10 protein-coding genes and 2 pseudogenes are annotated in these 14,775 nt (G+C 70.6%); 5 read left to right on the forward strand and 7 right to left on the reverse strand.

All coding sequences use genetic code 11. The features are described 5' to 3' along the window. Positions 1–4: 4 nt before the first annotated feature. The 3 genes and pseudogenes from OJ254_RS03920 to OJ254_RS03930 all read left to right on the forward strand — a co-directional run bounded on the left by OJ254_RS03920 (position 5) and on the right by OJ254_RS03930 (position 2,664). Entirely contained in the window at positions 5–1,066 is a 1,062-nt protein-coding gene (locus OJ254_RS03920) for an ABC transporter ATP-binding protein (protein WP_265361269.1), read from the forward strand. A 12-nt stretch (positions 1,067–1,078) separates the two neighbouring features. Beyond that, positions 1,079–2,212 (forward strand): ABC transporter ATP-binding protein, encoded by a 1,134-nt coding sequence (locus OJ254_RS03925; protein WP_265361270.1) that lies wholly within the window; start codon positions 1,079–1,081, stop codon positions 2,210–2,212. Between the two features lie 84 nt (positions 2,213–2,296). Beyond that, positions 2,297–2,664: pseudogene (locus OJ254_RS03930) on the forward strand (MerR family transcriptional regulator). A gap of 8 nt (positions 2,665–2,672) precedes the next feature. On the opposite strand, the gene OJ254_RS03935 reads toward OJ254_RS03930, so the two are convergent. From OJ254_RS03935 to OJ254_RS03965, 7 genes and pseudogenes are all read right to left on the reverse strand, one after another. Further along, positions 2,673–3,707: an ABC transporter ATP-binding protein gene (locus OJ254_RS03935; protein ID WP_265361271.1), complete on the reverse strand. Its 1,035-nt coding sequence runs from the start codon at positions 3,705–3,707 to the stop codon at positions 2,673–2,675. Further along, positions 3,694–4,713, reverse strand: a complete 1,020-nt coding sequence (locus tag OJ254_RS03940; protein ID WP_265361272.1) for an ABC transporter ATP-binding protein — start codon at positions 4,711–4,713, stop codon at positions 3,694–3,696. The genes OJ254_RS03935 and OJ254_RS03940 overlap by 14 nt, the downstream gene beginning before the upstream one ends. A gap of 11 nt (positions 4,714–4,724) precedes the next feature. Further along, positions 4,725–5,713: pseudogene (locus OJ254_RS03945) on the reverse strand (ABC transporter permease). Then, a complete protein-coding gene (locus OJ254_RS03950) occupies positions 5,706–6,629 on the reverse strand; it encodes an ABC transporter permease (protein WP_265361273.1) in 924 nt (307 codons plus the stop codon). Before OJ254_RS03950 ends, OJ254_RS03945 begins: the two are co-directional and overlap by 8 nt. Before the next feature lie 24 nt (positions 6,630–6,653). Further along, positions 6,654–8,276, reverse strand: coding sequence for a peptide ABC transporter substrate-binding protein (locus OJ254_RS03955; RefSeq protein WP_265361274.1), 1,623 nt, complete (start codon positions 8,274–8,276; stop codon positions 6,654–6,656). A 311-nt stretch (positions 8,277–8,587) separates the two neighbouring features. Then, the gene (gene typA, locus OJ254_RS03960) at positions 8,588–10,492 is read right to left on the reverse strand and encodes a translational GTPase TypA (protein ID WP_265361275.1); all 1,905 of its coding nucleotides are present in this window, start codon (positions 10,490–10,492) and stop codon (positions 8,588–8,590) included. A 183-nt stretch (positions 10,493–10,675) separates the two neighbouring features. Continuing rightward, a complete protein-coding gene (locus OJ254_RS03965; RefSeq protein ID WP_265361276.1) occupies positions 10,676–13,072 on the reverse strand; it encodes an ABC transporter family substrate-binding protein in 2,397 nt (798 codons plus the stop codon). A gap of 407 nt (positions 13,073–13,479) precedes the next feature. On the opposite strand from OJ254_RS03965, the gene OJ254_RS03970 reads away from it, so the two are divergent. Together OJ254_RS03970 and OJ254_RS03975 are read left to right on the forward strand one after the other, a co-directional pair. Then, positions 13,480–13,779, forward strand: coding sequence for a hypothetical protein (locus tag OJ254_RS03970; RefSeq protein WP_261955882.1), 300 nt, complete (start codon positions 13,480–13,482; stop codon positions 13,777–13,779). Between the two features lie 101 nt (positions 13,780–13,880). Then, positions 13,881–14,708, forward strand: coding sequence for a hypothetical protein (locus tag OJ254_RS03975; protein ID WP_265361277.1), 828 nt, complete (start codon positions 13,881–13,883; stop codon positions 14,706–14,708). Positions 14,709–14,775 lie beyond the last annotated feature (67 nt).

Genomic DNA, 14,775 nt, shown 5'->3' on the forward strand with positions numbered 1-14,775 from the left:
TGAAGTGACCACACTCACCAAGACCGAAGGCACCACCGTGCCGGCCGGGTCCGACCCCTTCCTGTCCGTCCGTGATCTGCACGTGCGGTTCTCCACCGAGGACGGCATCGTCAAGGCGGTCGACGGTCTCTCCTTCGATCTGGAACGCGGCGAAACGCTCGGAATCGTCGGCGAGTCGGGCTCCGGCAAGTCGGTGACCAACCTGGCGATCCTGGGCCTGCACAACCCCAAGGCCACCGAGATCGGTGGCGAGATCATGCTGGACGGCCAGGAGCTGACCGGGGCCAAGGAGCGGACCCTGGAGAAGCTCCGCGGCAACAAGATGGCGATGATCTTCCAGGACGCGCTGACCGCGCTGTCGCCGTACTACACGGTCGGCCGGCAGATCGCCGAGCCGTTCATGAAGCACACCGGCGCCAGCAAGCGCGAGGGCCGGCAGCGCGCCATCGAGATGCTGACCAAGGTCGGCATCCCGCAGCCCAACCTGCGGGTGGACGACTACCCGCACCAGTTCTCCGGCGGTATGCGCCAGCGCGCCATGATCGCCATGGCGCTGGTCTGCAACCCCCAGCTGCTGATCGCCGACGAGCCGACCACCGCCCTCGACGTCACCGTCCAGGCGCAGATCCTCGACCTGCTCAAGGACCTCCAGCAGGAGTTCGGCTCCGCGATCATCCTGATCACCCACGACCTCGGCGTGGTCGCCAACACGGCGGACAAGCTCCTGGTGATGTACGCGGGCCGGGCGGTCGAGCGGGGCTCCGTCAAGGAGATCCTCACCGAGCCCCGGCACCCGTACACCTGGGGCCTGCTCAGCTCGATGCCGCGGCTCTCCTCGGACGTCAGCGAGGCACTGCACCCGATCCCGGGCTCCCCGCCGAGCCTGCTGAACCCGCCGTCCGGCTGCCCGTTCAACCCCCGCTGCGCCTTCACCGGCGAGGTCGGCGGCAGCAGCTGCACCGACGAGCGGCCGCCGCTGGCGCCGGGCCGCGCCGCCGCGTGCCACCTGAGCGCCGAGCAGAAGCAGACCTTCTTCATCGAGCAGATCAAGCCCCGGCTGGGCTAGGGAGCGACCACCATGACCGACAACGTCACCCTCCCCGCGCCCCGTGACGCCGTGCCCGCGAAGGGCGAGCCGCTGCTCACCGCCGAGGGCCTGACCAAGCACTTCCCGATCTACGGCGGCTTCCCGTTCAAGCGGAAGGTCGGCGCGGTGCAGGCCGTCGACGGCGTCGACCTGACCGTGCACGCCGGGGAGAGCTTCGGCCTGGTCGGCGAGTCCGGCTGCGGCAAGTCCACCACCGGACGGCTGCTCACCCGGCTGATGGAGCCGACCTCCGGCAAGATCACCTACCAGGGCCAGGACATCACCCACGCCGGCCGCAAGCAGCTGGAGCCGATCCGCTCCGAGATCCAGATGATCTTCCAGGACCCGTACGCCTCGCTCAACCCGCGGCAGACGGTCGGCACGATCATCGGCGGCCCGATGGAGATCAACGGGATCAACCCGCCCGGTGGCCGGGAGAAGCGGATCCGCGAACTCCTGGAGACCGTGGGCCTGAACCCGGAGCACTACAACCGCTTCCCGCACGAGTTCTCCGGCGGCCAGCGGCAGCGCATCGGCGTCGCCCGGGCGCTCGCCCTGGAGCCGAAGCTGATCGTCGCCGACGAGCCGGTCTCCGCGCTCGACGTGTCCATCCAGGCGCAGGTCGTCAACCTGCTCCAGGACCTCCAGCGCGAGCTGGGCATCGCGTTCCTGTTCATCGCCCACGACCTGGCGATCGTGCGGCACTTCAGCGAGCGGGTCGCGGTCATGTACCTCGGCAAGATCGTCGAGGTGGGCAGCCGGGACGAGATCTACAACCGGCCGCGCCACCCGTACACCCACGCGCTGCTCTCGGCCGTGCCCGAGGCCAAGTTCGTGGAGAGCGAGGAGGAGGAGCGCGAGCGCATCCGCCTCGCCGGTGACGTGCCCTCGCCGGTCAACCCGCCCTCGGGCTGCCGCTTCCGCACCCGGTGCTGGAAGGCGCAGGAGAAGTGCGCGACGGAGGAGCCGCCGCTGCTCCAGCTCGACGGCAACGCCGACGGTCACCTGACGGCCTGCCACTTCCCCGAGGAGCCGACCACCGCGGCCCGTGACGAGGACATCGTCCTGGACCCGGCGCTGGCGGCCATCGAGGAGGCCGCGGCGGAGTCGGAGAGCTCCGAGTAACGCGGACGCGACGGCCCTGCGCCGCCGTGGCGGGAATGATCCCCGCCACGGCGGCGCTGTCGTTTCCACAGGAGGTGGGGGCCGATGCGGATCGGGGAGCTTTCGCAGCGCACGGGCACGCCCCGGCGGCTGTTGCGCTATTACGAGGAGCAGGGGCTGATCGTCTCGGACCGCTGCGCCAACGGCTACCGCGCCTACGACGAGCCGACCGTCGACCGGGTGCTACAGATCCGGGGCCTGCTGGACGCCGGGCTGCCGACCCGGATCATCCGGCAGATCCTGCCCTGTCTGAACGGTCCCGGGCGATCCACTTCCCGGACGCGACCCCGGAGATGCTCGCCACGCTGGAGCACGAGCGGGACCGGATGACCGAACGCATCGAGACCCTGTGCCGCAACCGTGACGCCATCGGCGCGTATCTGGCCGTCGTGCGCGGCGGCGTCCGGGCCTGAGGCGCCGGCTACTCGCTCGGCACGACGTGCCGTTCCTCCGCGAAGTGGCAGGCCGAGGCGTGGTGTGCCGGTCCGGTCGACTCCCGGAATTCCGGCGGGACGTCGAGCGGCGGGACGACCTCGGCGCAGCGCTGGCGGGCCTTCCAGCAGCGGGTGCGGAAGGGGCAGCCGGACGGCGGGTCGGCGGGTGAGGGGACGTCGCCGCTGAGCAGGATGCGGTCGCGGTGCGCGCGGGCCTCCGGGTCGGGGACCGGGACGGCGGAGAGCAGGGCCTGGGTGTAGGGGTGGGTGGGGTGGTCGTAGATCTGCTCGTCGGTGCCGGTCTCGGCGATCCGGCCCAGGTACATCACGGCGATCCGGTCGGAGATGTGCCGGACGACGGACAGGTCGTGCGCGATGAAGACGTAGGAGAGGTCGAACTCGTCCTGCAACTGCTCCAGGAGGTTGACCACTTGGGCCTGGACGGAGACGTCCAGCGCGGAGACCGGTTCGTCGGCGACGATGATCTCCGGGCGCAGTGCCAGGCCGCGGGCGATGCCGATGCGCTGGCGCTGGCCGCCGGAGAACTGGTGCGGGTAGCGGTTGACGAACTCCGGGTTGAGCCCGACGACTTCGAGGAGTTCCTGGACCCGCCTGCGGCGGTCTGCCTTGGGGGCGGCCTCCGGGTGGATCTCGTACGGTTCGCCGACGATGTCGCCGACCGTCATCCGGGGGTTGAGGGAGGTGTAGGGGTCCTGGAAGACCATCTGGATGTTGCGGCGCACGGAGGTGAGGGCGCGGCCGGAGAGGGCGGTGATGTCCTCGCCGCGGTAGTGGATCCGGCCGGACGTCGGGCGCTCCAGGCCGACCAGCAGCCGGGCGAGGGTGGACTTCCCGCACCCCGATTCGCCGACCACGCCGAGCGTTTCGCCCTTTCGGAGGTCGATGGAGACCCCGTCGACGGCCTTGACCGCGCCGATCTGCTTCCGGAAGAGCACGCCCCGGGTGAGCGGGAAGTGCTTGACCAGGTCGCGCACTTCGAGGAGGGGTTCACCGGGCGCCATCGAGGGTCTCCTTCCAGAAGTGGCAGGCGCTGGCCCGGCCGGGTCCGGCGTCGTACAGCGGCGGCGGGTCGGTGCGGCAGATGTCCTGGGCCAGCGGGCAGCGCGGGTGGAAGGGGCAGCCCGGCGGGATGGCGGTCAGGCTGGGCGGCAGGCCCTTGATGGCGTGCAGCCGGCGGCCCTTGTGGTCCAGCCGCGGGATGGACTCCAGCAGGCCGCGGGTGTACGGGTGGGCGGGCGCGCGGTAGAGGGCGTGGACGGGCGCGGTCTCGACGATCCGGCCCGCGTACATCACCGCGATGGTGTCGGCGACGTCCGCGACCACCCCGAGGTCGTGGGTGATCAGGATCAGTCCCATGGTGAGCTCGCGCTGCAGCTCGGCGAGCAGGTCCATCACCTGGGCCTGCACGGTGACGTCCAGCGCGGTGGTCGGCTCGTCCGCGATGATCAGGTCCGGGCCGAGGGCCAGCGCCATGGCGATCATGATGCGCTGGCGCATCCCGCCGGAGAACTGGTGCGGGTAGTCGTCCACCCGCGCCCGGGCGGCGGGGATGCCGACCCGCTCCATCAGGTCCACGGCCCGGCCGCGGGCCTCCTTGCGGGACGTCCCCTCGTGGACCCGGAACATCTCCGCGAGCTGGGCCCCGACGCTGAGGACCGGGTTCAGCGCGGACAGCGCGTCCTGGAAGATCATCGCCATCTTGGCGCCGCGGATCCGGCGCCGCTCCTCCCTGCGCAGCGTCAGCAGGTCCCGGCCGTGGAAGAGCACCTGCCCGCCGGTCACCCGGCCGGGCGGGGAGTCGAGGATGCCCATCACGGCCTGTGCGGTGACGGACTTGCCGGAGCCGGACTCGCCGAGCACCGCCAGGGTCTCCCCCGCCGCCACGCGGTAGCTGACGCCGTTCACGGCGTGCGCCACCCCGTCCCGGGTCCGGAACTCCACCGTCAGGTCCCGTACGTCCAGCAGGGCCGTCCCGCCGCCCTCCCCGCCGTGCCCGTCGTTCGTCATCTGCCGTCTCCTCAGCGCAACTTGGGGTCGAGGGCGTCGCGCACCGCGTCGCCGAGCATGATGAAGGCCAGGACGGTGATGCTCAGCGCGCCCGCGGGCCACAGCAGCATGTGCGGGGCGCTGCGGATGTAGGCGGAGGCCGTGGAGATGTCGATGCCCCAGGAGACGGTCGGCGGCTTCAGGCCCGCGCCCAGATAGGACAGCGTCGCCTCCAGCGCGATGTACGTCCCGAGCGCGATGGTGGCGACGACGATGACGGGCGCCACCGCGTTGGGCGCGATGTGCCGCAGCAGCAGCCGCCCGTTGCCGGCGCCGAGTGCCCGCGCGGCCTGGACGTAGTCGTTCTGCTTCGCGGTGACGACCGAGCCGCGGCGATCCGGGAGACCTGCGGCCAGCCGAGCAGCACGATGAAGCCGACCACCGGCCAGACGGTGGTGCTGGTGACGACGGAGAGGAAGACCAGGCCGCCGAGGATCACCGGGATGCCGAAGAAGATGTCGGCGAGCCGGGAGAGCAGGGTGTCGCCCCAGCCGCCGAAGAACCCGGCCAGCCCGCCGAGCAGGCTGCCGAGCAGGGCCGCGCCGGCGGTGGCGCAGACGCCGACGGTGATGGAGGCCCGGGCGCCGTAGACGACCCGGGTGTAGACGTCCCGGCCCTGGGTGTCGAAGCCGAAGGGGTGGCCGGGCTGGGAGCCCTGCTGGGCCTTGGCGAGGTCGGCGCGGTAGGGGTTGCCGGTGGCGATCAGCTGCGGCCAGATCGCGATGACCACCAGGAAGACGATGACCAGCGCGGAGAGCACGAAGACCGGGTTGCGGCGCAGATCGTGCCAGGCGTCGCTCCACAGGCTGCGGGGTTTGCCGACGGGGGCGCCGGGCGGGCCGGCGAACGGCGGTGCGGCGGACGGGCGGCGCTCCAGCGACTCCGCCTCGCCGATGGCCAGCGCGGCGGTACCGCCGTCGCCGTGGCCGATGGCTTCCTTGGGGACGTAGGGATCAGGCATAGCGGATCCTCGGGTCGAGGACGGCGTACAGCAGGTCGACGAGGAGGTTGGCGAGCAGGAAGACCAGCACCAGGATCGTCACGAAGCCCACCACGGTCGGCGAGTTCTGCCGCAGGATTCCCTGGTAGAGCTGGAATCCGACGCCGTGGATGTTGAAGATCCGTTCGGTGACGATCGCGCCGCCCATCAGGGCGCCGATGTCGGTGCCGATGAAGGTGACGACCGGGATCAGCGAATTGCGCAGCAGGTGCCGGGTGATGACGCGGTGTCGGGGCAGGCCCTTGGCGTGCGCGGTGCGGACGTAGTCGGCGCGGACGTTCTCGGCGATGGAGGTACGGGTCAGCCGGGTCACGTAGGCGAGCGAGACCAGCGCCAGCACCAGTCCGGGCAGCAGCAGTTCGTTCAGCGGCGCCTCCGGGGCGACGGAGGGCGCCGCCCAGGCCCACCGCACACCGAACACGAACTGCAGCAGATAGCCGCTGACGAACGTCGGGACGGAGACCACGATCAGCGACAGCAGCAGCACGCTGGTGTCGGTGCCCCGGCCGCGCCGCAGCCCGCTGAACACCCCCAGCGTGATGCCCACCAGCATTTCCAGCACGATGGCGACCAGGGTCAGCCGGAGCGTCACGGGGAAGGCGGACGCCATGAGTTCGGTGACCGACTGCCCGTTGAACGCGGTGCCGAAATTCCCCTGGAAGATCTGGCCCATGTAGTGCAGGTACTGCTTTCCCAGTGGCTGGTCGAGATAGAGGTCGCGGCGGATCTGCGCGGCGGTGGCGGGGTCCGGTGCCCGGTCGCCGAACATGGCCGCGACCGGATCACCCAGGGCGTACACCATGAAGAAGATGAGGAAGGTGCTGCCGATGAACACCGGGATCATCTGCAGCAGCCGTCGGACCACATAACGTCCCATACGCGCCCCGCCTCTCTTTTCCGCTCAGTTGACCGTGATCGCGTTGTAGACCGGCACGCTGAACGGATTCAGCGCGACATGGCTGATCCGTTCCGAATAGCCGCCACTGCCGTTCTGGTACCACAGCGGGATCGCCGGCATCTGCTGCGCGAGGATCTTCTCCGCGTCCTGGAACGTCGCCACGGCCTTTGCCCGGTCCGTCGCCGCGTTCGCCGCGTCGACCAGCTTGTCGAACCGCCGGTCGCTGAACTTTCCGTCGTTGGCGGAGCCGTTGGTGTAATACAACGGCTGCAGGAAGTTCTGGATCAGCGGGTAGTCCATCTGCCAGCCGGCCCGGAACGGCCCGGTCATCGCCTTCGCCGAAATCTTGTTCCGGAAGTCGGCGAAGGTACCGACCGGATCGCCCACACAGGCCCGGTCGTTGCCCAGCGTCCGGTTGATGCTGTTGCAGATCGCGTCGATCCAGTCCTTGTGCGACCCGGTGTCCGCGTTGTACGTGAGGGTCATCCGGCCGCCCGGCAGTCCCCCGCCCTCCTTGATCAGCCGCCGTGCCCCGGCCGGGTCGAACTCGCAGGCCGCACCGCACAGCCCGGCCCGGTAGCCGCCGTCGGCGCCCAGTACGGGCGAGGTCCAGTCGGTCGCCGGGGTGCGGGTGTTCTCGAAGATCTCCTTCGTGATCTGCTTCCGGTCGATGGCCATCGACAGCCCCCGCCGCACCTTGTCCGACCCCGGCCGCGACCACTCCTTCCGGTACATCGGAAAGGTGAGCGTCTGAATGATCCCGGCCGGCTGGTTGAGGTATCTCCCGCCCAGATCCGACTTCACGTGCCGCAATTGCGAGGCCGGCACATCGTCCACGAGATCGAGGTTCCCCGCCTGCAGATCCGTGTACGCGGTGTTGTTGTCCGTGTAGACCCGGAGATCGATCCCGCCGTTGCGCGCCGGATCACTTCCCGGGTACTTCCCCCATTTCCGCATCCGCATGACGGACCCCTTCTCGTAGGAGTCCACCAGATACGGCCCGTCCCCCACCGGTTGGTGCAGCCAGCCGTCATGGTCGGTGAAGAACGCCCGGGGCAGCGGCATGAACGCGGAATAGCCGAGGGTGTCCGGCCAGCTGGAGAATTTCTGGTTCAGCCGGACGGTGAAGGTCTTGTCGTCCTTGACCACCAGCCCCAACAGCGTCCGGGCGGTGGGCTTCCCGTTCTCCGGATGCACCCGGTCGAAGCCGTCGATGTACTGGAAGAACGGCGCGTTCTTCTGCTTGTTTCCGATGAACGCCCCGTAATTCCAGGCGTCGACAAAGGACTTGGCGGTGACCTTCTCCCCGTTGCTGAAGGTCCAGCCCGGTTTCAGGGTCACCGTGAAGTTCTGCGAATCCGGCGTCTCGATCCGCTCCGCGAGCACGTTCTCCGCCGCGCCGGTCTTCGGGTTGTACCGCTTGAGCCCCCGGAACAGCATCTCCAGGACCTTCCCGCCCTGGACCTCATTGGTGTTCGCCGGCTCCAGCGGGTTCTGCGGATCCCCCCAGGAAGCACTGACCACACCGGCCTGGCCGGCGCCTCCGCCCCCGCAGGCGGTGGCCGTCAGCGCGACGGCCGCGGCGAGGGCGCAGGCCCCCCACTGCACGCGCCCGCGTCCGCGCATGACGCCTCCTCAGATCCGCGATCAGGCCTAGCCCACATAAGATCGCAAACCGGGATGTAGCGCACGTCGGCGGCGGTCATCGCTACTCCGATTGCCGCCACGCCTTCGACCGTCTCGCCATCGGAGGCAAGGAAAAGGCCGGTGGGGGTGCACGCAAGTGATCACATGCACCCCCACCGGCCTCACTTCACCCACTCACGGGGAGGGGCCGCGCCGCAGGACGAAGTCCGGAGGAGCGGCACCGCACCCGACACTCGACGCCCGCCGAGGTACCACCGCGGCGGGAGAGCCGAGTACGTGTGGAAGACGGGTTACCGCTTCGCGCGCGACGCCGTGCGCCCGCGCTCCTTCTGGTCCAGGACGACCTTGCGGATGCGCACGGCCTCCGGGGTCACCTCGACGCACTCGTCGTCGCGGCAGAACTCCAGCGACTGCTCCAGCGACAGCTTCCGCGGCGGCACGATCGCCTCGAAGGAGTCGGCCGAGGAGGAGCGCATGTTGGTGAGCTTCTTCTCCTTGGTGATGTTGACGTCCATGTCGTCGGCGCGGGAGTTCTCGCCGACGATCATGCCCTCGTACACCTCGGTGCCCGGGTCGGTGAAGAGCACGCCGCGCTCCTGGAGGTTCGTCATCGCGAAGGCGGTGACGGAACCGGAGCGGTCGGCGACCAGGGAGCCGTTGTTGCGGGTCTGCAGCGCGCCGAACCACGGCTCGTGGCCCTCGTGGATGGAGTGCGCGATGCCGGTGCCGCGGGTGTTGGTCAGGAACTCCGTACGGAAGCCGATCAGACCGCGGGAGGGGACGACGAACTCCATGCGGACCCAGCCGGAGCCGTGGTTGGACATGTTGTCCATCCGGCCCTTGCGGACGCCCATGAGCTGGGTGACGGCACCCATGTGCTCCTCGGGCACGTCGATGGTCATGCGCTCGACGGGCTCGTAGGTCTTGCCGTCGACCTGCTTGGTGACGACCTGCGGCTTGCCGATCGTCATCTCGAAGCCCTCGCGGCGCATCTGCTCGACCAGGATGGCCAGCGCCAGCTCACCGCGGCCCTGCACCTCCCAGGCGTCGGGGCGCTCGGTGTCCAGGACGCGGAGCGAGACGTTACCGATCAGCTCGCGGTCGAGGCGGTCCTTGACCTGGCGGGCGGTGACCTTGCGGTCCTTGACCGCGGCCTTGGCGTCCGCGCCCTTGCCGGTGCCGCCGCGGCCGACCAGCGGCGAGGTGTTGGTACCGATGGTCATCGAGATCGCGGGCTCGTCGACCGTGATCAGCGGCAGCGCGATCGGGTTCTCCGGGTCGGCCAGCGTCTCGCCGATCATGATGTCGGGGATACCGGCGACCGCGCAGATGTCGCCCGGGCCGGCCTTCTCGGCGGGCTTGCGGGTGAGCGCCTCGGTCATCATCAGCTCGGTGATGCGGACGTTGGAGATGGTGCCGTCGCGCTTGATCCAGGCGACGTTCTGGCCCTTGCGCAGCTCGCCCTGCTCGACGCGGAGCAGCGCGATGCGGCCGAGGAAGTTGTCCGCGTCGAGGTTGGTGACGTGCGCCTGCAGCGGGGCGGCGTCGTCGTACTCGGGCGCCGGGACGTGCTCCAGCAGCGTGGAGAAGAACGGCTCCAGGTTGGTGCTGTCGGCCGGGACCGTGCCGTCCTCCGGCTTGGTCAGCGAGGCGACGCCGTCGCGGGCGCAGGCGTAGACGATCGGGAACTCGATCTGGTCCTCGTCCGCGTCGAGGTCGAGGAAGAGGTCGTAGGTCTCGTTGACGACCTCGTCGATGCGGGAGTCCGGGCGGTCGGTCTTGTTGATGCACAGGATGACCGGCATCCGGGCGGCGAGCGCCTTGCGGAGCACGAAGCGGGTCTGGGGCAGCGGGCCCTCGGAGGCGTCGACCAGCAGGACGACCGCGTCGACCATCGACAGGCCGCGCTCGACCTCACCGCCGAAGTCGGCGTGGCCGGGGGTGTCGATGATGTTGATCGTGATGGGCTCCCCGCCGTCCTTGGGGTGATACTTCACCGCCGTGTTCTTGGCGAGGATCGTGATGCCCTTCTCACGCTCCAGGTCGTTGGAATCCATCATCCGGTCGTCGAGCTTCTCGGCGGCGTGCTCGGCGAACGCGCCGGCCTGCTTCAGCATGGCGTCGACGAGGGTCGTCTTGCCGTGGTCGACGTGGGCGACGATGGCGACGTTACGAATGTCGTGGCGCGTGGGCACTAGCGGTGCTTCTCCCGGAATCGTGGATGGCAGCGCGTACGGACCGGTACGCGCGCCCGCCGGGCATGAAGACGCCACGGCCTCACCCCATGGTACGGGGCCGGGGCGACAAAGGCCGCCCCAGCCCGTACACAGCACCGCTGACCTGCGCTTTCCCTTCGAAAAAAGGGCTTGCGCGGGGTCCTATTTCTGGTAGCCGATGTCCTGGAAGCGGGGGGTGGCGAAACCGAAGGCGCCGACGTTGGCGAGCGACTTCTTCGTGGCCACCAGCTCGGGCCGCTGGTAGAGCGGGATCGAGCCGGCGGCCGCCCAGATCCGGGCGTCGGTCTGCTCCACGAGGGTGCGCGCGGCGTCCTCGTCCAGCTCGGAGGCGGCCTGATCGAACAGCTGGTCGATGTGGTCGGTGCCGACCCGGGTGTAGTTCTGCTCGACGGTCAGCGAGCCGTCCGGCGCGGGCTGCGGCTTGGCGTAGATCGGCCGGGCGTCGGTGGCCGGGTAGGCGGTGCCGGGCCAGGAGTACAGCGCCAGGTCGTAGTCGCCGGAGGCCACGTGGTCCTGGAAGTAGCTGGCGTCGGAGACCCGCTGGAGGGAGGTCTGCACGCCGATCTTGGCGAGCATCGCGGCGATCCGGGTGCCCACGGTGCGCAGCTGCTCGGAGGCCGCGCCGTCGGGGAGCACGAAGCGCAGGGTGAGCGGCTTGCCGTCCTTCTTCAGGGCGGGAGCGCGCCCGGCCTTGTCGCCGGCCGGTGAGACGGCGGTGAGCGGGGCGTCGTAGGAGCGCGGGACGGCGGCGTGCCGGGAGCCCGGGTGGCCGCCGGATCCGGGCAGGTCGGGGGCCTGTCCGGTCTCGATCACCTCGGCCGCGCTCAGGGCCTGGGCGGCGTGCTTCTTGTACCGCTTGTACTTGGCGTAGGCGTCGGACCCGGTGTCGCCGTCGGCGTTCTTCTTCTCGGCGGCGGCCGCGTCCTTGTAGAAGGCGGCGCTCTGCCGCAGCAGGGCGGCCTGCTGGACCTCGGAGCCGACCGCGCCGGTGAAGGACAGCGGGGCCTCGGCCGCGGCGGGCCGGGCGCCCGCCCCGTGGTCGCCCTTGGCGGGCCGGACGGCCTGGGCGGGGACCGGGCGGCCGGGGTTGCGGCCGTCGGCGGCACCGTCGGCGTCCGGGTCGTAGCCGCCCGCGTCGCCGTCGTCGTACCCGTTGTCCGCGCGGTCGCCGGAGCGCTCGTCCTCGTCCTCGTCGCCGTAGTCGCGGGCGCCGAGCCAGCCACCGGGCGCGGGGGCGCCGGCCTTCTCGCCGGCCTGCTGGTGGCCGGCGCCGTCGGGCTTCCAGCCGGCGTCGGCGAGCAGCGCCTTGGCGGCGCCGGCGTCCTGGTCGCCGAGCGCGTCGCTGTGGTCCTCGTAGCCGGGCTGCCCGGCCATCAGCAGATGGCTGCCGAGCGGCTTGGACGGCAGGTCGAGCGGCTTCAGCACGGTGTCGGCGAGGGCCTGCCGGTCGATGGCGCGGGCCACCGCACGGCGCACCCGGTCGTCGGCCAGCGGGCCGCTGCTGCCGTTGAGGGCGAGCTGGGTGTAGGCGGGTTCCAGGGCCTTGTGGATGACGTACCCGCGCAGCGCCCTGCTCCCGGCGGCGGCCTTGGTGCCGGAGCCGGCCCGGCCCGACTGCGGGCCCGCGTTGCCGCCGTCCGTCTTCCCGGCCGCCTCGACCCGCTCGGCGGCGGGCCGGTCGACCGCGGCGACGTCGATGGAGCCCGCGGCCAGCGCCGCGGCCCGCTTCTCCGCGGGCAGCGCCTGCAGCACGATCTTCTGCAGCTTGGCGCGGGCGCCCCACCACGAGGGGTTGCGGACCAGGACGACCCACCCCTCGTCGGCGTCCCGCTTCCGCACCAGGAACGGGCCGGCGCCGACCTTGAGCTGCTCGCGCACCCCGTCGTTGAAGGCGTTCGGGCTGCCCATCACGCTCCGCGGGTAGAGCGGGGTGAACAGCGAGCGCCAGTCCGCGTAGGGGCGGGCGAAGGTGACCTTGACCTCGTGGGCGCCGGCGCCCTGCTCGACCTTGCCGATCCGGTCGTAGCCGGCGTTGCGGGCGGTCCAGAAGGCGTTGTCCTTGCCGCGCAGCGCGGTCCACTGGGCGATGAAGTCCGCGGCGGTGATCGGCTTGCCGTCGCTCCACCGCGCCTTGGGGTTGATCTTGTACGTGACGACCTGCTTGGGGTCGCGGGCGCTGACGTCGGCGGCGTCGAGGTAGTCGGCGTTGCGCTGCGGGGTGCCCTCGGCGTCGACGGTGAACATGCTGGGCAGCACCGCGCCGGTGATCCGGGCGGTGGTGGCGTCGGCGTCGGCCTGGAAGGCGTTGAAGGTGCCGGGCATCGCGTCGACGGCCCAGCGCAGGGTGCCGCCGTCCTTGAGCTCGCCGCGCGGCGCCGGGGCGATGTCCTGGGACGCCTCGGCGGACGCCTCCCGGTCGTCGGTGCTGCATCCGGCCAGGGCCGGCAGGGGGAGCAGCACCCCCGCCGCGACGAGCGCGGCACAGCGGCGTCTGCGGCCCGCCGAGCGGCGGCCTGAGGGGTGGTCGTGGTCGGTCATGACGGTTACCTCCGGGCTCGCCCGCGCCGCGCCGAGCACTGCCTGGTGCCGGACCGGCGCACCACGTTCGGCCGACTTTGCGGCTCATCACATCTATGGCATCCCTACTGAAGGCGACCGGGGACGGACCGGCATCCCGACACGGCGACTGCCGCGCCAAGGCCACCCGCCCGGCCCAACATCAGGCCCGTACGGCGGAGTGGAGGCCAGCGCACGAGGGGGGCGCGCGGGGTGCCGTATGCGCCGTTTCCCGCAATGGCGTTCGACCCCCGCCGCGGCGCATGAGTGCCGAAACGCACCGGTTCGAGTCGTAATCGCGCCGGACCCCTTCCCAACCCCTACTGTGACGCGCGACACTCTCGGGCGCATGAGATCGCCCAGCACACCTTCAAAAGTGAGGGCACGTTATGTCCCTTCAGGACGAATTGACGGCGGTTGAACGCAGCCTGGACGACCTGGTCCGGTCGGTGGGCAGGCTTGAGGTGCGGCTCGGCGGCGGCCTGGACGTCCGCCGGGTCCGGAGCGACACCGACCACCTGCGGCAGAGCCTCGCCCTGCTCAAGCAGAGCGCGGCCTGCGGACCGGCCGCCCGCGGGCAGGCCGTCCAGGCCGAGATGGTCACGATCTCCGACGCGCCCTACAACTCCGCGCTGTGGGCCGGTGCCGACGACGAGGGCCTCGGGTCGCGACACGGGCACGCCCCCTGACGGACCGGGCCGCAGGAGGAGACCTCCCCCTGGACACACCCCCGTCCGCCCCCATCCCACCCCGCCGCGCCCCGACGGAGCGCCCTTCACGGAGACCGACGTTGGCCACTGGCACCGAACCCACCTCACAAACGGGCACGACCGGCGTGCACACCCCGTCGCGCGCCGCCATCCCGGCCCGCCACCTGCGGACCGACCGCTGGTGGCTGGCACCAGCCATCACCGCCGCCGGGCTGCTCGCGTTCATCGTCTACTCGACCTGGCGGGCGTTCGCGAACGCCGACTACTACAGCGCGCCCTATGTCTCGCCGTTCTACTCGCCGTGCCTGGCCCAGAACTGCCAGACCATGCACGGCGGCCCCAACTGGGAGATCTTCGGGCCCTGGTGGGGCCTGTCCCCGTCCCTGCTGATCCTGATCTTCCCGCTGGGCTTCCGGCTCACCTGCTACTACTACCGCAAGGCCTACTACCGCGGTTTCTGGGCCTCGCCACCGGCCTGCGCGGTCGCCGAGCCGCACAAGAAGTACACCGGCGAGACCCGCTTCCCGCTGATCCTGCAGAACATCCACCGCTACTTCTTCTACTTCGCGGTGCTGGTGGCCGGCGTGCTGACCTACGACACCGCGCTCACCTTCCGCGACGAGCACTACGCCTGGGGCCACATGGGCCTGGGCACCCTGGTGTTCCTCGCCAACATCGTGCTGATCTGGGCGTACACCCTCTCCTGCCACTCCTGCCGGCACATCGTCGGCGGGCGGCTGCGGCACTTCTCGAAGCACCCGGTGCGCTACCGGCTCTGGGGCTGGATCGGCAAGCTCAACGAGCGGCACATGCTGCTCGCCTGGTCGTCGCTGATCAGCGTGGCGCTGGCGGACTTCTACGTCTTCCTGCTGGCCAGCGGGGCGTTCGCGGACCCGCGCTTCTTCTGACGCGGCGTCCCCGCAAGCCCCGCGGCTCCCCCTCTCCCCCTCAACAACTCCTGTTCCTACGACAGTT

Origin of the sequence: Streptomyces endophytica (assembly GCF_026153355.1) — a bacterium.
Lineage (GTDB): Bacteria > Actinomycetota > Actinomycetes > Streptomycetales > Streptomycetaceae > Streptomyces > Streptomyces endophytica.